The sequence below is a fragment of the Methylocucumis oryzae genome (assembly GCF_000963695.1).
Lineage (GTDB): Bacteria > Pseudomonadota > Gammaproteobacteria > Methylococcales > Methylomonadaceae > Methylovulum > Methylovulum oryzae.
In genome coordinates, this window is sequence record NZ_LAJX01000081.1 from 1 (window position 1) to 21,490 (window position 21,490).

23 protein-coding genes, 1 tRNA gene and 1 pseudogene are annotated in these 21,490 nt (G+C 42.7%); 2 read left to right on the forward strand and 23 right to left on the reverse strand.

Annotated features, from left to right (window positions below):
• From VZ94_RS08445 to VZ94_RS28570, 23 genes are all read right to left on the reverse strand, one after another.
• Positions 1-455: calcium-binding protein (locus tag VZ94_RS08445; RefSeq protein ID WP_045778893.1), on the reverse strand; the 455-nt coding region annotated here is incomplete at its 3' end.
• A gap of 389 nt (positions 456-844) precedes the next feature.
• Positions 845-1,288 (reverse strand): hypothetical protein, encoded by a 444-nt coding sequence (locus VZ94_RS08450; RefSeq protein ID WP_045778894.1) that lies wholly within the window; start codon positions 1,286-1,288, stop codon positions 845-847.
• Positions 1,289-1,611: 323 nt separating this feature from the next.
• Entirely contained in the window at positions 1,612-2,346 is a 735-nt protein-coding gene (locus VZ94_RS08455) for a hypothetical protein (RefSeq protein WP_045778895.1), read from the reverse strand.
• Positions 2,321-2,593, reverse strand: a complete 273-nt coding sequence (locus VZ94_RS08460; RefSeq protein ID WP_045778896.1) for a hypothetical protein — start codon at positions 2,591-2,593, stop codon at positions 2,321-2,323. The genes VZ94_RS08455 and VZ94_RS08460 overlap by 26 nt, the downstream gene beginning before the upstream one ends.
• A 25-nt stretch (positions 2,594-2,618) precedes the next feature.
• Positions 2,619-3,245: a hypothetical protein gene (locus VZ94_RS08465; protein ID WP_192828610.1), complete on the reverse strand. Its 627-nt coding sequence runs from the start codon at positions 3,243-3,245 to the stop codon at positions 2,619-2,621.
• Between the two features lie 403 nt (positions 3,246-3,648).
• On the reverse strand, positions 3,649-4,035 hold the full coding sequence (locus VZ94_RS08470; protein WP_045778898.1) for a transcription initiation factor IIE subunit beta family protein: 387 nt from the start codon (positions 4,033-4,035) through the stop codon (positions 3,649-3,651).
• Between the two features lie 13 nt (positions 4,036-4,048).
• A complete protein-coding gene (locus VZ94_RS08475) occupies positions 4,049-4,543 on the reverse strand; it encodes a hypothetical protein (RefSeq protein WP_045778899.1) in 495 nt (164 codons plus the stop codon).
• A 232-nt stretch (positions 4,544-4,775) separates the two neighbouring features.
• Positions 4,776-4,862: transfer RNA gene (locus VZ94_RS08480), tRNA-Leu, on the reverse strand.
• 380 nt (positions 4,863-5,242) lie between these two features.
• A complete protein-coding gene (locus VZ94_RS28555; RefSeq protein ID WP_239649772.1) occupies positions 5,243-6,082 on the reverse strand; it encodes a putative bifunctional diguanylate cyclase/phosphodiesterase in 840 nt (279 codons plus the stop codon).
• On the reverse strand, positions 6,042-7,220 hold the full coding sequence (locus VZ94_RS28560; protein WP_239649773.1) for a GGDEF domain-containing response regulator: 1,179 nt from the start codon (positions 7,218-7,220) through the stop codon (positions 6,042-6,044). The genes VZ94_RS28555 and VZ94_RS28560 overlap by 41 nt, the downstream gene beginning before the upstream one ends.
• 141 nt (positions 7,221-7,361) lie before the next feature.
• Positions 7,362-7,817 carry an Hpt domain-containing protein gene (locus tag VZ94_RS22585; protein ID WP_052700348.1) on the reverse strand — a complete coding sequence of 152 codons (456 nt, stop codon included), beginning with the start codon at positions 7,815-7,817 and terminating at the stop codon, positions 7,362-7,364.
• Positions 7,818-7,843: 26 nt separating this feature from the next.
• The gene (locus VZ94_RS22590; RefSeq protein WP_052700350.1) at positions 7,844-8,794 is read right to left on the reverse strand and encodes a response regulator; all 951 of its coding nucleotides are present in this window, start codon (positions 8,792-8,794) and stop codon (positions 7,844-7,846) included.
• A gap of 28 nt (positions 8,795-8,822) precedes the next feature.
• Complete coding sequence (locus VZ94_RS22595) at positions 8,823-9,536, reverse strand: HAMP domain-containing protein (RefSeq protein WP_052700352.1); 714 nt, start codon at positions 9,534-9,536, stop codon at positions 8,823-8,825.
• Positions 9,484-10,167 (reverse strand): CHASE sensor domain-containing protein, encoded by a 684-nt coding sequence (locus tag VZ94_RS22600; protein ID WP_082081486.1) that lies wholly within the window; start codon positions 10,165-10,167, stop codon positions 9,484-9,486. The genes VZ94_RS22595 and VZ94_RS22600 overlap by 53 nt, the downstream gene beginning before the upstream one ends.
• Complete coding sequence (locus tag VZ94_RS32700) at positions 10,151-10,306, reverse strand: YfiR family protein (RefSeq protein WP_082081488.1); 156 nt, start codon at positions 10,304-10,306, stop codon at positions 10,151-10,153. The genes VZ94_RS22600 and VZ94_RS32700 overlap by 17 nt, the downstream gene beginning before the upstream one ends.
• Positions 10,287-10,601: a YfiR family protein gene (locus VZ94_RS08495; RefSeq protein WP_045778900.1), complete on the reverse strand. Its 315-nt coding sequence runs from the start codon at positions 10,599-10,601 to the stop codon at positions 10,287-10,289. The genes VZ94_RS32700 and VZ94_RS08495 overlap by 20 nt, the downstream gene beginning before the upstream one ends.
• A 76-nt stretch (positions 10,602-10,677) precedes the next feature.
• Complete coding sequence (locus VZ94_RS08500) at positions 10,678-12,024, reverse strand: TonB-dependent receptor plug domain-containing protein (protein WP_052700354.1); 1,347 nt, start codon at positions 12,022-12,024, stop codon at positions 10,678-10,680.
• Positions 12,008-12,826: a TonB-dependent receptor plug domain-containing protein gene (locus tag VZ94_RS22605; protein WP_082081490.1), complete on the reverse strand. Its 819-nt coding sequence runs from the start codon at positions 12,824-12,826 to the stop codon at positions 12,008-12,010. The genes VZ94_RS08500 and VZ94_RS22605 overlap by 17 nt, the downstream gene beginning before the upstream one ends.
• 11 nt (positions 12,827-12,837) lie before the next feature.
• The gene (locus VZ94_RS08505; RefSeq protein WP_045778901.1) at positions 12,838-14,802 is read right to left on the reverse strand and encodes a TonB-dependent receptor plug domain-containing protein; all 1,965 of its coding nucleotides are present in this window, start codon (positions 14,800-14,802) and stop codon (positions 12,838-12,840) included.
• Between the two features lies 1 nt (position 14,803).
• Positions 14,804-15,316, reverse strand: a complete 513-nt coding sequence (locus VZ94_RS08510) for a YfiR family protein (protein WP_052700356.1) — start codon at positions 15,314-15,316, stop codon at positions 14,804-14,806.
• Positions 15,317-15,338: 22 nt separating this feature from the next.
• On the reverse strand, positions 15,339-17,432 hold the full coding sequence (locus tag VZ94_RS08515) for a TonB-dependent receptor plug domain-containing protein (RefSeq protein ID WP_082081493.1): 2,094 nt from the start codon (positions 17,430-17,432) through the stop codon (positions 15,339-15,341).
• 23 nt (positions 17,433-17,455) lie between these two features.
• Positions 17,456-18,607, reverse strand: a complete 1,152-nt coding sequence (locus VZ94_RS28565) for a TonB-dependent receptor plug domain-containing protein (protein WP_052700357.1) — start codon at positions 18,605-18,607, stop codon at positions 17,456-17,458.
• Positions 18,579-19,481, reverse strand: a complete 903-nt coding sequence (locus VZ94_RS28570) for a TonB-dependent receptor plug domain-containing protein (RefSeq protein WP_239649774.1) — start codon at positions 19,479-19,481, stop codon at positions 18,579-18,581. Before VZ94_RS28570 ends, VZ94_RS28565 begins: the two co-directional genes overlap by 29 nt.
• A 227-nt stretch (positions 19,482-19,708) precedes the next feature.
• On the opposite strand from VZ94_RS28570, the pseudogene nrdR reads away from it, so the two are divergent.
• Positions 19,709-20,177: pseudogene (gene nrdR, locus VZ94_RS08525) on the forward strand (transcriptional regulator NrdR).
• The gene (gene ribD / locus VZ94_RS08530) at positions 20,164-21,243 is read left to right on the forward strand and encodes a bifunctional diaminohydroxyphosphoribosylaminopyrimidine deaminase/5-amino-6-(5-phosphoribosylamino)uracil reductase RibD (protein WP_045778903.1); all 1,080 of its coding nucleotides are present in this window, start codon (positions 20,164-20,166) and stop codon (positions 21,241-21,243) included. The pseudogene nrdR and the gene ribD overlap by 14 nt, the downstream one beginning before the upstream one ends.
• The last annotated feature ends 247 nt before the right edge of the window (positions 21,244-21,490 follow it).

Below are 21,490 nucleotides of genomic sequence, written 5' to 3' on the forward strand. Positions count from 1 at the left end.
CATCCCCAGTTAGCGTTAAAGCATTTAACTTGTGATAATGACAAAGTTGTGTCGGTAAATTTAAACGACTCAATGTTGTAATCAGTATTTGAGTAAAACGTATCGGATATATACAGAATTTCGCCGGTAGATTTAATGGTCGCAACTAAATCGTAATTATTAGTTTTGGCAAAACTTACATCAGCTTGTTTTAAACCAGTAAACGTAATTTGATCCGTACCGCCGCGTCCGGAAGAATCCCATTCACTAATAGAATCATTACCCGAACCGACTCCAAACTGATAAGTATCATTCCCTATACCACCATTTAAAGTGTCGTCACCAGCCCCTCCATTTAACGTATCATTTCCCGCCATACCGCTCAGTACATCATTACCGACTAACCCTGAAATCGAATCATCCCCTACGCCGCCTGTTAACGTATCATCAGCTGCCGTACCATTAATTACTGCCATAAAGCCCTCCACCAATCAAAAAATTATTTCTCATTAAACGCGCATTAACGCGATTGTTTTCATCATCACCCAGGCTATCCGCTTAGGTTTACTGCAAAAGAGCGATAATGCTCTCTGATCCCACACGCCTCTCGTTCCCACGCTCTGCGTGGGAATGCCTACCGATCTTCAGCTCAGCATTGTTTTCCGCTCGTATCAAATGCGATAGCTTAATCATGGGTATGCATTCCTACGCAAAGCGTGGGAACGAGTAAATGCAGGTTGGGAGGCTTATTCATAGCGTACTTAAGCTAACACCTTGAATATTGAGGGCTCGTAAATACACAAGCTTAGCTTGAAACACGCTAAGTGAATAAGCCTCCCAATCGGCATTCACACTCATCAATGTTTTAAGGATTGTCGGGTTTTTTATGCCCATGCTTTCTGCGTTTTCGGTCTGGTTGTGCGGTGGTAAAGGTTTGGCCGGAAGCGACTTTGATTTTGGCGTAGCCTTTAGCAATCATGCAGTTGTCAAACTGCTTGCTTTCTTCAAGGCTTTCTTTCACCATGCCACCGAGCTGGCTCAAAATGCCACTGCCGGGATTTTCTGTTGCAGTAATTTGATTCGTCGTGATTTTGGCCTTAACTTGGCATTCGGACAGGGTTTTATAATCCGCTTGCGCACTTTTTGCATTCAGCCAAACTTCTTGCATAGGCGCGGCGGCTGTGGTTGATGTAGTCGTCGAGGTCAGCGTTGATGGTATCAGCGATGATACGGGCGTTGGCGCTGGCAATTGCGCACAAGCGGGTAATAACACGGCGTTGAACAAAAACATTCTTGCTAGTAAGTTCATAATCCCCCCAATCTGTAAAGGTTTTCTGCTTCTATAAAACGGTAGAAGCGGACTTAGATTACAAAATTATCTAGCTTGTTGCGTCAAAGAATTAACTTGTTTGTCCGATTTTGATAAGGTTTTTCGGAATTTTTTGATAATTTAAATTTGTGCTGGGTTATGAATTATGTTAGATGCGATTAATGCAGTTCACCTCGTTCCCACGCTCTGCGTGGGAATGCATACCCATGATTAAGCTATCGCATTTGATACGAACGGAAAACAATGCTGAACTGAAGACCAGTAGGCATTCCCACGCAGAGCGTGGGAACGAGAAAACAAGCTTATCTCACTACCCATCCGCCCATTTTTGACGGTAAATTACTGTACCAATAGTGATTAAGGTCAGGATAAAAGCCAAAATAGGCATAGAGTTTAAAAACCTCGGCAACATCTGGCCAATCAAAATCATTGATGAGCGCGATAACGGTTGCATCTGTCGTGTTTTTAATATCAGTGAAAATCAGTTTTTTGATTTTTGCTAAGTCATAATCGACTTTGTATAGCGCTTGTTTTAAGTTTTCGCTTGACTCAGTTTTATGTAGCGCATTGGCAAGATTAACGCGTGTCACGGCCTGCTGATTAAGCTTAAGGTCAAAACAGGCTTTAATACTGGCTAGCTCCCTGGGTTTAAACTTTTCTAAACACAGATAGGGCAGATAGGCACAATGCTCTGCACAAGCAATTTTTCGTTTGAAATCCGCTAAGAAGAGTTCAAAACAATGGGCAAACAAGTGTTTTTCTTCGTCACTATAAAACCGGCCATCATGCCGGGCGATGCTGAATACAACGATATAGTAATTCTCGGTTTCCGGTAACTTAAGCAATTGATGCGTGTTTAACAAGCCGAAGGTCGTAAGCACATCGTCTATCTTTAGCATCGAGTAAAAGCTATGAATAATGCCATTCGCTGTTTCATCATCGTCAGCAAACCCTAAAGGTATGACTTGCTCGCCTTGTACTAATTGCTGTTTGAAACGCTTTGCTAAGCGTTTAGCAAACGGAATTTTTAGATACAAGTTGTAAAAAAAGGTCTAAAGCATATTGATTTTTTTCATTTAATATCCCAAGCACAGGCAATCTGGCTTCTATGGTTTCCGGATGATTATTTACCGGTCTAACCACATCTATAGAAACATCATCGCTGGGCAAATATTCTTGCATCAGCGTTAACACATTAAAAACCCAATCATAGCCTGAGGTATCGGACAGTTTTAAGAACCGATGATGAAATTCTCTAGCTTTTGCTATCGCAGTATGGGTCATAAGCAGCCTCTTTGTCCTTGTCTTATTATTCCGTCGCCCAAGCCCCCATTTTAGTTTGCAGATAGCTGACTAAGCGTTTTGAAGGATCTGGATAAAAGCCAAAATAGGCGTAGATTTTGAACATTTCAACAACGTGGTGCCAATCATAACGTTCTTGTAATGCCAATACCTGTTCATCTTGGCTGTCGGCAAAATCCTTAAATACCAAGTATTTGATTTTTTTCAAATCATAATCCACTTTATCCAAGGCTTTTTTAAGTTCAGCGGCACTAGAGTCGCTACGGTTAGCTAAATGCAGATATTGGGCAAGGTGAAGGCGCGTAACCGGTTGACCTGCTTGTTTTAAATCAAAACAAGCTTTTATACTGGCTAGCTCGCGCGGCTTGAATGTGTTTAGGATTAGATACGGTAAAAAGCCGCATTCTTCGGATGTGTTGATTTTTCGTTTAAAGTCTTCAAAAACAATGTCAAAGAATAGCGCAAATAGTTGTTTTTCTTCGTGGGAAAATGTTTGGTCTTTACTCCGTGCAATAGAGCAAATCGCAACATAAAAACCTCGGGTACAAGGCAAGGTCAACACTTGATAAAAACCTAATATGCCGCCGGTAGTAATGATGTCGCTGGCTTGAAACGTTTTTTGTATAAAACTCATGGATAATACCGTTAGCCGCGTGTTCGTCATCGTCATAGCCTAGAGCAACTAAAGGCTCACCAGCTAGCAATTGGCGCTTAAGTCGTTTGGCAATACGATTGGCGAAAGGAATGTACGGTAGCAATTTATAAAATACATCTATGGTTTTGGTGAAGATTGGCGTTCCTATCGATAACACCATACTGCCTTGAGTAATATCATCAGGATCTTCGTTTTCCGTTTTTATCATATCAATCCCAATTTCCGTGCCAGGTATATACTCAAGCATCAACTTTAAACTGTCATACACCAAAGCATAACCGGATGCTTCGGACAGTTTTAGATAACGATGATGAAATTCTCTAGCTTTTGCCAGTGCGGTATTTTGCATGATGACTCCGTTGGTTGCCCCCTTATTCTTCAACTACTCCGTCGCCCATTGGCCCATTTTAGTCGGCAAATAGCTGCGTAGATAGCGAGATGGGTCAGGATAAAAACCGAAATACGCGTAAATTTTAAAGACTTCAGTCATATGACACCAATCAAAAGTCGCTTGTAATGCTAGTATCGACTCGTCGGTAACATTTGCTAAATCGTTAAAAATAACCTGCTTAATTTTCTTAAGGTCATAATCGACTTTATCCAAGGCTTTTTTCAGCTCTAGCTCAGTAACGTCAGTCTGATTGTTTAAATGCAGATAACGGGCAATATTGGCGCGAGTTACGGGTTGATTTTGTCGCTTTAAATCAAAACAGGTTTTAATGCTGGCAAACTCACGGGGCTTGAAGTTTTCTAGTAGTAAATAAGGCAAATAAGAACTGTCTTCAGGCGTTTTTGATTTTGTGCTTTAGCTCGGCTAAAAAAATTTCAAAGCAATAGGCAAATAGTTGTTTTTCTTCGTAGGTATAGCGTTTGCCGTCGTTGCGCGCCATGAAAAAAATCCCCACATATCCGTGTTCGGTCTTGGATGTGTTAAGCAATTGGTGAGTACTTAACAAGCCACCAACAGTAAGGGTATCTGATGCCCCTAAGCTATTTAAGTAAAAATCGTGAACTATGCCTTTTGACGCATTTTCGTCGTCATCAAAGCTAATCGGAGTAAGCACTTCCCCAGATAAATATTGCTGTTTCAGCTTTTGCGCGTTTCTTTTCGCGAAGGGTATGTGCAAAAACAAGTTGTAAAAATAATCCAGCGTAATTAACGATTTTTCTGTCGCTATCGACAATACCGGTAATTTTGCCTCTATCGTTGAGGGGTGTTTATCTTTCGGTCTTAATATATCCAAGCAAATTTCACTGCAAGGAATATAGTCTTGCATAAGCCTTAAACTATCATAAACAAAACGCGTAGCCCGAGCGTTCAGCCAGCTCACGAAAGCGAAAATGAAATTGGCGATAAATCGAGTTGTTCATAAGCAGCTACCCCCTTAAGTTTGGCAGTTATCGCTTTCAGCGTTTTACAATTAAGCTTACGACAGACAATAAAAAACCCGCTAAGCCAGATAACTTGCGGGTTTGTGTATTTCGTTGAATGTCTTAAAAACGTTTATTTGGTACCGAGAAAAGGACTTGAACCTTCACGGCCTTGCGGCCACCAGCACCTGAAGCTGGCGTGTCTACCAATTTCACCACCTCGGCAGAGGGACAGAACTGCGGGCACTATACTGACGGTGCCAAAATTTGTCAATGCTGAACCACCTTAAGCATTAGTTCTGTCTCGATATTATCTGACTTCGCAGTGAACTATCAGCTAAAACTGTTGTGATTTTGCACACATTTGGTCTTTTTACGACAAAACTGACAGTTTTTGGTGCTGCTCAAAAGTCTTTAATTGTTACAATTACTATAAAATCAATTAAAATCAATAAGATAAAATAAAAACAAATATTGGCATTGCATTTGCTTAATACTAAGTACGCATTAATCGGCGTGTTTTACCTCCTCGTGAAATAACTGCTTTGGTATTAAAGCCTGCGCGTTAACTGTTTGAAGTTAATGCGCATTTTTTTATCTGTCAGTTAGCTAATATTCCACTCGTGAATAAATTCCTCAAACGCATTGGCACTAATCGGTTTGCTGTATAAAAACCCTTGCGCAACATCGCAGCCATGTTTTAGCAAGAATTCAACTTGCTCTTCGTGTTCCACACCTTCTGCTACCACGTCTAGCGAGAGTGAATGTGCCAGCGCCAATATCGCATTAATAATCGCCATATCATCTTGATTATATGGAATGTCTTTTAAAAATGAGCGGTCTATCTTAAGCTCTGAAATCGGTAATTTTTTTAAATACGCCAGTGACGAATAACCTGTACCAAAATCATCAATACTGATTCGGATACCGGATAAACAGAGTTCGCTTAAGGTAATCAACGCTTCATTGACATCTTCTAATAACGTACTTTCAGTCAGCTCTAATTTTAACAGCCTAGGCGCTATACCCATCGCTTCTAAAACCGTGCGCACATATTGTGCAAAACCATGTTGGCGAAATTGTTTGGCCGAAATATTAACCGCAACACTTAACGATATGCCGCGCTCTTGCCATTGCTTCATCTGAACGCAAGCGGCTTTCAACGCCCAGTTGCTTAATTCGATAATTAAACCTGAGTCTTCAGCAATCGGGATAAACTGTGTCGGTGAAATCATCCCTAATTCTGGATGTTGCCAGCGCAATAAGGCTTCACACCCAATGATTTGCTTTTTCCGCATATCGATTTTAGGCTGATAATAGAGCATAAGCTCATCGCGCTCTATCGCCCGACGCAAACTATTTTCCATCAGCAGTTTATGGAACGCCGCTGTATTTAAGGTTTTATCAAAAAAACTGGTAAGTATTTTGTCCTTGTTGCTTGGCATTGCTCATAGCAAACTCACCATTTTTGATAAAACTGTCTTCATCAATGCCATCGCTAGGATAAACCGCAATGCCTATGTTGATGCTTAAGAAAATTTCTCTATCTTCGACTCTAAACGGCAACACCATGACATCAATAATACTTTTAGCGACTTTGATACTGTCTCTAGTGTCATGAATTTTATTTAATAAGATGGTGAATTCATTACCACTTGGCCTGAACAGATTGACATCAGAAAGTTGATAGCCGGCATCGATATCGATAAAAGGGCATTGACGCGCTTGCTCGACTAATCTATCGGCAAATAAATTTAATACACGATCCCCTATACCAGGCCCTAAGGTTTCATTAATCCGCTTAAACCTATCAATAGCAATAAACAACGCTGCTAATTGCGTATGGTTACGGGAACTAAACGCTATCGCTTGCTCAATAACTTCTTTAAATAAGACTCTATTGGGCAAGCCGGTGAGCTGGTCGTAATAGGATAAAAAGCGGATTTGTTCTTGTATACGCTGCCGCTCGGTAATGTCTTGTATCGTACCTAATATGCGCGTGACTGTTTGATCAATAACAATAGGTTCACCATGAATCAGATAAATTCTGTCGCTGTTAAGCTCTGAATGCTTAATCAGTTGTAATTGAAAGCTTTGCTTATGAACTCGGCAACGCTCTAGCGCTAAACTCAGTTTTTCTGCTTCAGATTTAGTAAACGATTGAAAAAAGTCTACAAAACTACCGTCAAACACTTCCTCACTGAGCACTTTAATCGCCTGACATGCGCAACTGACCTTTTCTTCGCTAAAAACCCACTCCCAACTGCCTAAATGGGCAATTTTCTGTGCCATGCGTAACTCGGCTTCGCTTTTCGCTAATAGTGTCAGCGCTGAACTTGCTCGTAACAAATAGCGCAATCGGTGGCTTAAGGTCGTCCAATTAATCGGCTTGGCGATAAAATCCGTAGCGCCTAACAGATATGATTTGCTAATCGAGTCATAATCATCAGCGCCTGTTATCATAACAATAGGCAATAGTGCGAAATCATCAATTTCGCGTATCGCCTTAAGACAATCAAAACCGTCCATCACCGGCATCATGACATCCAGTAATACCAGAACCGGCGACTGGGATTTAATCATGTCTATACCTTGTTGACCGTTACTTGCGCAAAATAACGGAAAAACCGTCACGTTGCAGAATTTGTTGCAACATTAACCGCATCATATCGTCATCATCTATGGTTAAGATAAGATGCTTAGCGTCAGTGTGCTCTGTCATTGTTATAAAGGTCCTTTCGATAATAAAGGCAAAAGCAGTTGAAATTCTTTGTTCAGCTCGTCAGCTAGCGCAATATCAAAGGATAAAGCACCGGTACGCGCATCTTGCTCAATGGTTCTAGCCAAATCCGCCAAGACAATTCCACCCACATTGGCTGCTGCCGATTTTAGACTATGTGCCGCATGTTGCACCATTAATGCATCTTGGCTTAATAAACCTTCGCGTAATTTAGCAACGTGTTCGCTAGCACTGGTATTAAATAGGTCCAAAATAGTAGCAACAAAGTCGTCACCGCCCATTTTTTTAAGCGTCAGCAAAGGTGCTGGATCAAATCGTGTCACAGAGTTATCCAAGGTTATCTCCACTGGCGCTATGCTGGCTTCGTTTGCGATAACCCCATCGTCTAATTGGCTAGCTTTAGGCTTGACGAAGGCTAAAAATTTTATCGCGTAAAACATCTTGTAATATCGGCTTCGCTAAATAATCATTCATACCCGATTGTAAGCACTTTTTCCCTATCGCCTGTCATTGCATTAGCGGTTAATGCCACAATAGGCACGGCTGGCCAGTCAAATTCATATTCGCGCTTACGAATCTCTACTGAAGCGGTGTAACCATCCATCTCTGGCATCATACAATCCATTAAAATCACATCGAATTTCTGTTTTTCATACAAGGTTAATGCCTCTATGCCATTTTCGGCGATTTCGACAATACAGCCCATAACGTTTAACATGGTTTTCGCGATTTTCTGATTTACAGGATTATCTTCCGCCAACAAAACCCGGATGCCTTGTAACCGGTTACGCGTCTCATCAAACGTAGTAGGTTGACTAAACAAACTTTGCAAAACATTTTGCAAACTCGTTTTACGCAAGGGTTTGTGCAAATAAGTATCACAGCCCGACGCTTTTATATCGACTAACTCATTTTCGTAAGCGCTAGACGTAATAATAACCGTGTGCATAGTATTAAGTTTCGGCTCCTGTCTTATTAACTGAGTTAATTCAGCCCCCGTCATACCATGCATTTTCATATCAATCAATGCAACATCAAAGCGACGACCTAAGCGCTCAGCTTGTGCGATAAGCTCTAAAGCACGCGTGCCATTTTCGGCAATACGCGGATTCATGCCAAATCCTAATAAATAATTCATCATGATTTTTGCATTAGTCGCGTTGTCTTCAACCACTAATACACGTTTGCCGCGTAAGTCTTCACAAATACCGGAACCGGTAGATACTGGCCCCAAAGCTTTTTGTATAGGTAATCGTATAGTAAATTCAGTGCCTACGCCTAATTCACTCGATACGCTAATAGTTCCACCCATCAATTCACAAAGCTCTTTACAAATCGCAAGCCCTAAACCTGAGCCGCCAAATTTTCGCGTCGTCGAACCATCGGCTTGGCTAAAGGATTTAAATAATTTAGGCATGGAATCTTTGCTTATGCCTATGCCGGTATCACGTATTGAAAATTCTAAACAATAGTCGGCACTTTAACTGATGATCTTTACAGCTAACCGGTTGCACTAGTAAGCGCACAAACCCTCGCTCGGTAAATTTAATCGCATTCGATAACACATTGGTTAATACTTGCCGTAAGCGATAAGGGTCGCCCCGCACATCTTCTGGCGTAGTAGGATGCAATGAACAGCTCAGCTCTATATTTTTGGCATGAGCGCGTTCAAAGAAAAATACCGATAACTGGTCAACCAAATCAGCTAGGCTAAAATCAATATCTTCTAACTCTAACTTACCGGCCTCAATTTTAGAAAAATCCAATATATCGTTGATAATATTGAGTAATGAATCTGCTGAACTATACACCGTTTCGGTGTATTCACGTTGCGTTGCGGTTAGCTCTGTGCCTAGCAATAATTCTGTCATGCCTAATACACCGTTCATAGGTGTACGAATCTCATGACTCATCGTCGCTAAAAATTGGGATTTGGCGATATTAGCGGCTTGCGCTTGTTGCATTGACCGGCGCAAATGGCGGGTTCTAATATCGACTTCTAACTCTAAACGTTCTTGTTGCCGTTTTAATTTGGCATCACGTTCTTGCACTTGCTCTATCATTCGATTAAAACTGGTCACTAGCTGACCTATTTCGTCGTCACCCTCACCTTGTGCGCGTACCGAATAATCTTGATCTTTTGAAACTTTTTTGAGCAATCGCAGCCAGTTTAATCAGCGGTATAGAAATGCCTTGTGCTAAACGCTTGCCATAGAGTGCGCTTAACATAAAAGCGGATAACATAACCGCTAAAATTTGACTTAGGTTTTCTGCCAAGCCCCACCACATTGGCTCTAAATCGACGACTAAAAACAAATAACCTTCAACATCGTTTTTAGGCTTTACGGTTTTCATTAACTCATAGGTTAATAAATTCATCCGAATATCGCCTGATTGCTGCCTAAACTCGTGAGCAGAATGTGGAAATTCTATGCTACGCCCATCGGCAATATAATGCGCTAACGGCGTATCTTGCAGCGTATAAAGCCGCGCCGCCATTATTTCAGGCTTGCTATACAACGCCGATAAAATTTCTGTCGCAGAACGCATATCATCAAAAGCGAGCGCCGCCTCTGCGTTATACCCAATCATTTCACCGATAGATTCGGCATCACGAATAATCTGCTTATGTTGCTTCCATAACTCCGTTAACGTACTAAAAATTAACGTAAACACTAATGCCAAGCTCACCGTAATGACCTGTAAGCGCTGTAGCTTTTTGGTAATGGGCAAATTAGCAAACGTGTTATTCGGCATCTCGTATACGCGTCGTTTAATCGGAATAAACATATCTAGCTAATTTTAATAGCTTAGCGTTGATATATACATGGGCAAGAGTAGCCGTTGCCAAGTTCACTTCAAAACTTAAACGATTATCTTTGACCGTAAAACCGATAATGCCACCTTGCTCAGCAAAAATTAGGCGCAGAACCCACCGTTAAAACGGGAAAGCGCTTTAACTGCGCGGCGACAGTAGCAGCGGATACACCTAAATAAGCGATTTGACAGTGTTTTAACTGCTCAACGTCTTGATTCCTCAGCACTATCAATGACTTACCAGAAACTTGCTTGTCAAGCAAGGTTAGCAAGCTATCCCCTAAATCATCTTGATAAGTACACAGTGTATATTGAGTTAAATTATCGCTATCGGGAAAATCAACAAATTTGAAAAAAATTGTACAAAAAAGCTGTTTTAACAGCCGCCTCGCTAGTATCTTGCCCATAACTTGCCATAGGCTGTATCAGCAATCGCACCGATAACAACGCTAACGCGAGCAATGTTAAAAACCTTCGCACCGGCTAAAAACTCCAGCGAATAGCGCCATACAGTTCACGCTGAACTGGGGTAGACACAGGATAGAGTTGACTGCCCGACTCCAAATGCCGGGTATTCAATAAATTTTTTCCGGTTAATGACAGTTCAATAGCGGGCGTTAATTGCCAAGCCAAACGCGCATCCAACTCATTGTAATCGCCTAATGGAATACCCACACTCTTATAGCTTTCTACATAACGCCAATTTAAATCCAGCTTAAGGTCGTGGGTTAATTGATGCATAGACCACAGCATCGCCTGATTAGCAGGTACTGAATAGGCGTATAACGCTTGCGTCGTGCTAGCCGCAGAATCAATAGAAAAATAGCCACCTATATGGCTATAATTAGCGCGTAACCGCCAAACATCGTTTACCCGCCACTCGATTGAAGCCTCGCCGCCATAGGTTTGCGCTGCCCCTAAATTGGTATAACGCAGCAACTGGACGACATAACCTTGAACGAGATGAGAAAAGTCTAATGGCTGTGCCGTCCAGCTCATCAGTTGTTCATAATCAAAATAATACAACGCGACATCTGCGCTGATATGCGAACTTAACTCGCCGCGCCAGCCTAGCTCAAACGCCAATAATTTTTCTGAATCAACGTCTGGATTACCGTTAATAGCAACTAAGGTTACAGGGTTAAACGGTGAGGCAAAACCACCGCCAACAGGCGGAATAATACGTGCAGGATAGGTAATGTTTTGTTCAGCCCAGCTCGGCGTGCGTACCGCGCGTGAAACCGCTCCCCATATCAGGTGCTGGCTATTAGGTGTATAGGCTAGCCGTATACTGGGTTGAACCTCAAACTCCGTAACAGGGTTGTGTTCAAACTTACTGCCCAACGTTAGTTTCCATAAATTAGGTTGTAAAACGATTTCGTCTTGGGCAAATAAGCTAACTATCTCATCAGTACGCTTAGTAGGCGTCCAACTTAAATTCACCGAATCATTAGCATCATTACTATTCAGCCGAATGCCTGCACCCCAAACAATACTATGATTGCCTATGCGAGTATTGTACTGAAAATCAGTATCGACCATGTCAATGGTATAACGATTACCGGTTAAATCGGCATCCCGCTCGTTACGACTCCAAAACATGCGTAGCAATGTGCTAGTCTCATCATCAACGGTATGCGCCCAACGCCCCATTAAATAATGCCCCTGTAGCTCCACATCGGTTTTTAAGGTTTTGCTATAAGGTGGTGCCGTAACAGGTGTCAGAATATCTGATAAATTATTAAACACTTGTTCAGCCCCGCCGCTAAACCCCGCGAAATAATCGCCTTCCACGGTTAATTGGTCGCTGGCGCTAAACGTTTTTATCAAACCGAAAGCCTAGTTTTTTTAATTCGCTAGCATCGCCCGCATTCGTGCTAGAGCCTTGTAAATTGGATTCATCATATTCGCTATAGCGACCGAAGACTTTTAATTGCGCCTCATGGCCTAAATCCACGCCATAGCGTACACTACCTCCAGTCCGACGATTCCCGCCATAACCATTGGCAAAGCCACCTTGAGTCGCTTTAGCCGATTTGGTAATGATATTAATCACGCCGTTAACCGCATTAGCCCCCCAAAGACTAGCTCCAGAACCACGGATAATCTCTATGCGTTCAATATCTTCCATAATCTCGTCTTCTTGATCCCACCAAACACCCGAAAACATCGGTGTATAAAGCGTCCTACCGTCTTTTAGCACTAACAATTTATTCGCATACTGACCACTAAAGCCACGAATAGTAACGGCCCACTTATTACCATCAATGCGTGCAACATGCAGCCCTGGTGCTAAGCGTAGCACTTCGGGGATATTAGTCGCGCCCGAACGTTTAATCATGTCCGAAGTAATGACAAAAATCGCTGCCGGCACCTCGTTAACATCGGTCGCGGTTTTAGTAATCGACGTTACATCAAGGTTTACCAATTGCTCTAAGTCTAAGTCCGTCAAATCAGGGGGAGTCGCATTATCAGGCACTTGATTAGCGGCTAACACATTTAATGACAGTAACGAGGCGGGTAATAGAAGCGTCATCGATTGATAACGGTATGCTATGCAATCACATAGCAAAAACCGTAACAATAATCCCGTAGCTGAATAGATTAAGTAGAAATAACGAGTTATAAGCATTATGCCATCGACTAAAAGCTAAACATTAGTTTAATCCTAAGTTCCCGGCCATTCATCGTTAGAATGTCATTAACACCCGTGCCAGGCACTTCATAGGCTGTATCCAAAAGATTGTACCCATCTAAACTTAACGTCCAACCATTAAGCAGAGGCTCAGTCGTTAAATGCAGATTTAACAGATTATACGCATCGGTAGACTGACCTGAGAAAGTCTTTTGTGAAGAAATAAAAATATTTTCTATGCTAAACGTCGCACGATGGTAGAACACAGGTTCGGCGTAGTGTAGTTTAACCATAAACAAAGGTGAACCATAACCACGCGCTTCTTTTAAATGTTCATCAGCTAAGTAATTAAATGCATAAGATGCCTTAAACAACCGACCATTCTGCCAACGTTTCTCCGCTTCGAGTTCTAAGCCATAGGTATGATAATGACCGTGATTAACAAGCATCCCGTCCTCATTAGCCTCCAACAAATCATCAATATGATTCATATGTAACGCCGCTAATAACTTAAGGCTAGGCTCAGGCCGCCACTCAGCGACTGCTTCATAATCCCGAATTTCTTCGGCATTAAGAGTCGGTAATTGGCCTGGGTAATACCGGTTATAGGTTAACTCAGCTGAGTTAGGCGCCCTAAACGTCGAGCTATATAACAATTTCAACGCTAACGCATCGCTAGGGCTATAAATCAAACCCAATCTAGGGTTTACTTGCACATCTTTCAGCAAATGCAGATAATCGACACGCATACCTAAGCTCGCGGTAAAATCCTCGTGTAATTCAATATCATCTTGCACATACCATTCAACTCGATGTCCGCTAAGCTTATCATCGCCATAAACATAATAGGGATTAATATCGTAATTAAGTAAATGTTGTTCTAAATCATATTGATATTCTAAACCCGTCATTAAACGGTGGTGTTCAAACACACGACTCGTTAGCTGTACTTGGCCACCTAACCAACGGCCTGAGGTCATATCGCGATTAATCACACGCCCGCCTAAATCATAAGCACTTTCTGATTCATAATCATAACCTTGATAAAAAGCACTCGCCCGCAAAGCCGTGTTATCCGATAAGTCGTGTTGATAATTAGCTGTAACAAAAAATTGCTTATCGTCATCATACGCAGCGGGGTCATTAAAAATGTCGCCCCAGGGCGCGGTCGGTACGTCTCGATAGCGCCGAACTAAACCAGCACTTAGTGTTAAGTCATTCCAGTTAGCTTTGGTAAAAAAGCGCGTACTGCTCTCGCCGTCACGATAATGAGCGATACCATTATTGGTCTCAGAACTGTCATGAGCGGGAAAATACAAATTACCCACACCAGCGCTGTCAAAATGCGACGCGGAAATCAACCAATCTGCACCGTTATCGAAACGTTTGCCATAGCTTAACCGTCCCTTATAACTATCAAAAGTCCCGGCTTCACCAGCTAATTGACTACCGTTTAATGCGTGACCTTGCTTAGTCACAATATTAATCATGCCTAAAAACGCGTTAGCGCCATAAATTGTTGAGCCGGAACCGGGTATAAATTCAATACGCTCAATTAAGTCTAAATCCAACATGAATTCATGCCCGATATTACCGGAATCGTAAACATTTTCATTCATGCGTAAGCCGTCTATCATCACTAAGGTACGAGAATTATAGTCGGCTAAACGTGAAAAACCACGCACACCCAAAAACGTGTAGTTCCTATCGCTAAAGGTATTTAAACCGCGCAAACTATTTAAAGCCTCCGCTAGCGTCCGCCAACCGAATTTACGAATATCATCAGCGGTAATAATAGCTACTGAGGCAGGCGCCTTATTGGTCTGCTGGCCTATCCTAGACGCACTGACAATTTCTACATTCACCAATTCTTCTAAAGATAAATCGGTTAAGTCTTCGGCATAAGTCGTTACACTGATTAATGCTAAGCACACGCTTAACAAACTATTGCTATAGTTTAATATGGCCTTCATGTTATTCACTGGCCACAACATGCTTAGCAAGCTTTAATAATTTAGCACTAAAATGCAGGCCTAATTTATTCGCTTGCGCCAAGTTGATGGAAAAACCTAAGCGATTATTATCGGCGACTAAATTGATAATCCCGCCTTGTTTAAGAAAATCCGCTTGTTCACTGACAGTGACAATAGGCAAGTCTTTCACCTGCGCTATGACGGCCTCTAAATGCGCTCCGCCGGTAATATAGATAATATGACAATTTTTTAACTCCACGCCTGTCACATCACGGTGAATAAGCACAGGTTTTTCATTAATCGTTTTTTCTTCTAACGCTCTTAATGTCGTCCCTAAATCATCTTCATAGGCCATGCATAACACAAAAGTATCTTGTGCTAAGTCATTCGGCCACTCAATAAACTTAAAGAAATTAAACAAGAAAGCCGTTTTAACCGCCGCTTCCGTACCTGTTTGCGGCAGAGCATAGGCTTGACTCGTTATCAAAAACGCGATGAGTAATGGCTTCAGCAAAAAAATGCCGCAGTCTAGCCACTTAAAACTCCCACCGAATCGTCGCGTATACTTCACGCTGCACCAGCGTAGGTACTGAAAAAAATACCTTGCCATACTCAAGATGATGCTCGTGTAGTAAGTTTTTTCCCACCAAAGACAATTCAACAGACCGACTCACTTGCCAAGCCAAGCGCGCATCCAATTCGTGATAAGCTGGAACACTGTCGCCTTCCACATTGACGCTATCCACATAACGCCAATTTAAATCCAGCATCGTATCGGGCCTAAGCTGATAAGTAGCACTCAGCATTGCTTGATGCGTAGGGACACTACCTGCAAACATAATAGTCGTCTGCCCAGGTTGACTGCCGGTAAAATGCTGCTGCGCTAAACTGTAACTGGCACGCAACCGCCAATCATCGGACACACGCCAATCGAGAAATGCTTCTCCACCAACTATCGACGCTTGACCTGCGTTACTAAAAGTCACCGGCTGGATTAAATAACCGGAATAAAGCGTAGAAAAATCCAACGCACCTAACGAAGTAGCTGCCACGTCGTCATAGTCGTAATAGTAAAACGCAACATCGCTGGTTAAACTCGACGTCAGCTGAGCACGCCAGCCTACTTCATACGCAAGAAGTTTTTCTGAGTCCTGCTGCTTATTGCCAACAGCATTGACTAATATCACCGGCGTAAACGGTGATGCAGCAACATTGCCAAACGGCGTAACAATCGATGCATTGTAAGAAATATCTTGCTCAGCCCAATTCGGCGTGCGCACTGCTCTCGATACCGACGCCCACACGGTATGCTTGTCATTTGGCGTAAACGCAAGTCGAATAGTGGGCTGCCACTCATCATGAGTCACAGGATTATGTTCAAGTTTATTACCTAGCGTTAATTTCCAACGCTCAGGCAGCAACGTAATCTCGTCTTGTACAAAAAAGCTATAGATTTCATCTTGCCGCTGATTAGGTAGCCAACCCAGATAAGGACTATTATCGGTATTGTTAAAATTTAAACGCGCACCTAAGCCCCATACGATTTGGTGGCGCTCAAACCAACGGTAGTTATGCTGAAAATCTATATCAACGGTATCGATACGATAATGTGCGCCAATAGCGCTAGATTTTCGCTCATTACGATTCCAATAGGCACGTAAGACAGTGCTAGAATCATCATTGAATTGATGCTGCCAGCGCGCCATCAGGTAATGACCCGACAACCCTAAATCGGTTTCTTGCTCGTACCAATAAGGCGGCGCTAAAGCGGGTTGGTTAAAGTTACTTATGCGTGGCGAAACCTGATTAGCGCCACCGCTCCAACCGGAAAAAACCTCACCTTGCAGACTTAGCTTATCACCTAGCCATGCCTTATCGAATTGCATACCGAGTTTACTTAAGCGCCCATCATCGCCCGCATCCTCACTGTGTCCATTTAGCGTCGATGCATCATATTCTCGATAACGACCAAACACTTTAAGATAAGCCTGATTACCTAAATCAGCACCATAACGGATACCACCGCCTTTACGCATTGAGCCACCATGCGCAGAAACTAAAGTATTCTGGCTATCGGTTAATTTTTTGCTGACAATATTGATAACACCATTCACCGCATTCGCGCCCCAAAGGCTGGCGCCCGGCCCTCTAATCACTTCAATGCGCTCTATATCCTCTAGCAATACATCTTCTTGATCCCACCAAACACCTGAAAACATCGGTGTATATAAATTACGTCCATCGCGTAACACTAATAATTTATTGGAAAACTGATTATTAAACCCACGTATCGCGACTGCCCATTTATTACCATCTATACGCGAGACACTAATTCCCGGCACTAACCTTAATACTTCAGGCAAGGTAGTCGCGCCGGAGCGTCGAATATCATCGGCGGTTAAAATAAACAATGCTGCCGACGCATTTTTAGCCCCCGTCGAAGACTTCATCACTGAACGCAAATCCAAATCCAATAACGACTCTATGCTAAGCTTTGATAAATCAGGCCCGGAATCGGCCTCAGGCAGTTGGTTAGCGGGATAGGCTAAACCAGTAAAACTGACAATAACCCATGATAATGCTGCTTTAGCAACCTGTTTTAAAGGTTTAAAATGTAGGTTATCGTGCATAGCAACCCTCTTTTCTCTCATATTCAAAAGGTAAACTGCAGTTTTAGCCGAAATTCCCGTCCATTCATTGGCAATTTATCAGGAATAATGTCGTAAAAACCGGCACCGCCTAGCATCTCATAATGATTATCCAGTAAGTTATACACACCTACCGATGCTTGCAGACCAGGCCATAATCGCTGGGTTGTTAAATTAACATTAATCAAATCGTAAGCCTGTGCAATGCCATGTTGCTGTGTTTTACGCTCGCTAATAAAAATGTTTTCTAAACCTAACGACACACTGCGCTTAAACAACGGTTGACTATAATGTAGCTTAGCTAAGTGTTGTGGTGAACCTTGCGCCCACTGATCTTGTCCCTCTAAGTCGTTCATTTTATTAAAGGTATAAGACAGCTTAAACATTCGACCATCATCCCAGCGTTTTTCAATTTCTGCTTCAAAACCATAGATTTGGTAATTATCAATATTGACAAATGGGCCATAGACACCAATAACAGGATAGGCTTCTTGTTCCAGCATTTGCTCAATATCGTTTACAAAGAAGTTACCGGTTATTTTTAAATCAGACTGCGGTCGCCATTCCGCAACCGCCTCATAACTTTTATACAACTCTTCGTAATTATTAGGATTAGCCGCATTGTTTGCGCCAGCTTGATAATCACGTTCCCAAGCATTAGGCGCTCTAAACGTCGAACTATAGAGCGCTTTCAACGTTAAATCGCTACGCGGCATCCAGATTAAACCTAGCTTAGGATTCAATTGCAGTTTTTTTAGCATGTGGTGATAATCCAAACGCGCACCGGCGCTAAAAATCAGGTTATCCAGCAATTGTATATCGTCTTGTAAATAAGCTTCTACTCGGTGTCCTTGCCGGTTACTATTTTGATAAAGTGCATAAGGCTCAAAATCGTAATTGACCAACTGTATTCGGTCATCGTACTGATATTCCAAGCCCAACATCAGTTTATGGGCATCACGCCATTGCGTATTAAACTGTACCTCTCCACCCACCCAGCGACTACTGACCTCATCATGGTTAACAACTCGGCCGCCATAATCGTAAGGCTGATCAGCAAAATACTCATAGCCTTGATAAAACCCTCTTACAATTAATGACGAAACTTCAGAGAGAGGAGTTTGATATTTAGCTGTAGTAAAAAAAACGCTTATCAACGGTAAAAAAGCCAGGGTCGTTAAAGATAGCGTTATACGCCGCAGTCGGTACTTGCTTAAAACGGTCAACATAACCTGCTGTTAGCGTTAAATCATGGTATTGCACACGCGCCAATAAACGCTGTGCTGATTCGCTGTCCAAATTATGGGCAATACCGTTATTTGTTTCTGGACTATCAAATTCGCGAAAATAAAGATTAGGCACACCGGCACTATCGAAGTATGACCCAGATAGCAAGACATCGACATCGTTAGCTAATTTTTTGCCAAAACTAAAACGCCCCTTGTAACTATCATAACTACCCGCTTCGCCGCTCACTTGCACACCACTTAATGCCTGACCATTTTTGGTCACAACATTAATCATGCCTAAAAACGCATTCGCTCCATATACTGATGAGCCAGATCCTGGAATAAATTCAATACGTTCGATTAAGTCCATATCTAATAAAAACTCTTGACCGTAATAACTACCATCGAATGCGTTATCATTCATACGCTGTCCATCTATCGCCAGCAATATCCGCGAGTTGTAATCATTAGAATGCCAAAAACCACGCACACCTAGATAAGTATAGTTCCGGTCATTGACACTAAAAATGCCGCGAATCGCATTCATCGCCTCAGCTAAGGTACGCCAACCAAAGGCACGAATATCGTTTGCCGTTAACACGCTAACCGAAGCAGGGGCCGTACTCGCATCCCGCCCCGATCTTGAGGCATTCAGTATTTCAATATTTAATAATTCTTCTATTGGCAAATCGGTTAAATCTTCCGTAGTCTCAGCCCACGCACAGGCCATTGGGTTAAACCAAAACACAACGCCGATAAGCAACCCAGAAATACGCCGTAGCATCACAAATGAACGTGCCAATAGTAAGAAGTTAAACCAGGGGCGGATTATCGTTGAGAAATGTCGCATAAGCAAACATAAATAACGAAATTGATTAATATGTTATAAATAATTTCAGAGGTTATCTTTATAATAGCTGCAATTCTTTCAACTCTCGATAAATATCATGCTTATAGCCCTGTTTTCAGATAGAATCGCGCGTTTTAACAACCACTTGTATTAAAACTATTTATTGAGGCCAATCAGCTATGCGATGTCCGTTTTGTTCGGCGCAAGATACACGAGTTTTAGACTCGCGACTTGCGAACGAGGGCGACCAAGTCCGCCGCCGCCGGGAATGTACGGTATGTAAAGAGCGCTTTACCACCTTTGAAGTCGCTGAGCTCACTTTACCGAGAGTCATTAAACGTGATGGCTTACGCGAGCCTTTCGACGAACTGAAATTACGTTCAGGCATGTTAAAAGCCCTAGAAAAACGTCCGGTTGCAAGCGAAGCGATAGAGCAAGCCTTGCATAAAATCAAAAAAGAACTCATCGCCAGCGGTGAAACGCGAAATTAGCGCGCAACAGCTAGGCGAAAAAGTCATGAAAGAATTACGCCTATTAGACCATGTGGCTTTTGTTCGCTTTGCCTCGGTTTACCGTAGCTTTCAAGATTTAAGCGAATTCACCGATATGATTGCGCATTTACAAGACCAAGACGATGCCTCTCGATGAATATTTTATGGCCAGAGCGCTAAAGCTGGCTGAGTTAGGTTGTTATACTACCGACCCTAATCCTCGCGTAGGCTGCGTCATTGTCAAAGACCAGCAGATTATTGCTGAAGGCTGGCATCAACGCGCAGGCCAACCCCATGCCGAAGCCAATGCCCTTGCGATGACACCTGATGTAACCGGCGCGACGGCGTATGTCACGTTAGAGCCGTGTAGTCATTTCGGCAAAACACCACCGTGCTGCGATGCGTTAATCAACGCAGGTATTAAACGCGTAGTTGCGGCAATGCAAGACCCTAACCCATTAGTCCAAGGCCAAGGCTTAGCGCGCTTAGCCGCTGCTGGAATTGAAGTCGTAACTGGCGTATTAGCCAGCGAAGCACAGCGGCTGAATCGGGGGTTTATTAACCGCATGACTAAAAACCGGCCTTTTGTTACAAGCAAACTCGCTATGAGTTTAGACGGTCGTACCGCATCAGCCGCTGGTGATAGTCAATGGATTACGTCAGCCCAAGCCCGCGCCGATGTACAACATTTACGCGCAGCAAGCTCCGCTATTTTAACCGGTATTAACACGTTATTAGCCGATAACCCACGTCTGACGGCCCGTGTCAATGTACCGGTACAACAACCGTTACGCGTTATCTTAGATAGCCAGTTGCGCACACCTATTAACGCGCAAATCGTACAGCAACCCGGTCGAACCCTTGTTTTAACCCATGTAGCCGAGTCAGAAAAAATCCAAGCTTTAACCGATAAGGGCTTTGAGATACACCAGTTACCTTTAAGTGGGCAACACTTAGAGCTATCAGCCGTGATGAGCTTTCTTGCTACGCAAGCCTGTAATAATGTCTTAATCGAAGCAGGGCCTATACTGAACGGTGCTTTACTGGCCAACAACCTTATTGATGAGTTAATTATTTACTTAGCACCGTGTTTATTAGGCGACGGGGGACGCGGTTTATTTCATTTACCCAACCTTCTTACAATGGCGGATAAAAAAAACTTACGCTTAATCGATACACGCCAAGTGGGTCCAGATTTGCGGCTAACATTTAGTCCTGAATAAACTCACCGCACAATAAAATAAAATTCTGCATCTCGTTCAGATTCGCTTAAGATTTTAGCCGTTTAATACAGAATATTTATCGGCTACCAACGTAAGGTGGGACAGGGCATTTAGGGGGGCAGAAAACTGCTCCTGCGTTTTCTGCATTCGCCACATCCTTGTGGTTCCAGGTGTTGGCAGCAGGGATGCTGCCATCAAGCCTACAGGGATGTATTTACGGCGTCCTGCCCCCTAAATACCCTGTCCC